The sequence below is a fragment of the Streptomyces katrae genome (genome assembly GCF_000717655.1).
Taxonomy (GTDB): domain Bacteria; phylum Actinomycetota; class Actinomycetes; order Streptomycetales; family Streptomycetaceae; genus Streptomyces; species Streptomyces katrae_B.
In genome coordinates, this window is record NZ_JNZY01000111.1 from 1 (window position 1) to 415 (window position 415).

Sequence of the window (415 nt, forward strand, 5' to 3'; positions counted from 1 at the left end):
TCAGGTGGTGCTTGCTGCCATTCCTGCCCCGGTCAACGGGGCTTCGCCCTGTTTTGGAGCCCCCTTTAACGCGCGTATGTGGGAGCCGTCGACCACGGCCCGCGAGAAGTCCAGAGCGCCGGCCCCGCGGAGCCGGGCCAGAAGGGTCTCGTGCAGCCGCGGCCAGACGTCGGCCTCGGTCCACTCGGCCAGGCGCCGCCAGCAGGTCATGCCCGATCCGAACCCCAGTTCCTGCGGGAGGTGTTCCCACGCGATCCCGGTGTGCAGAACGAACAGGATGCCCTGGAACACCAGCCGGTCCGGATGCCGCTTCCGACCAGGATGACGAGTCCGTCGCTCCACCCTCGGCAGGAGAGGTTCGATCACCGCCCAGAGTTCATCGTCCACTTCCCACGGCTTCCGCCGAGCCACCCCA

General features: G+C 68.2%; 1 pseudogene. It reads right to left on the bottom strand.

What is annotated here, in order from left to right:
* A pseudogene (locus IF09_RS0139595) lies at window positions 1–411 on the bottom strand (IS5 family transposase); the annotation flags it as partial.
* Window positions 412–415: the final 4 nt, after the last annotated feature.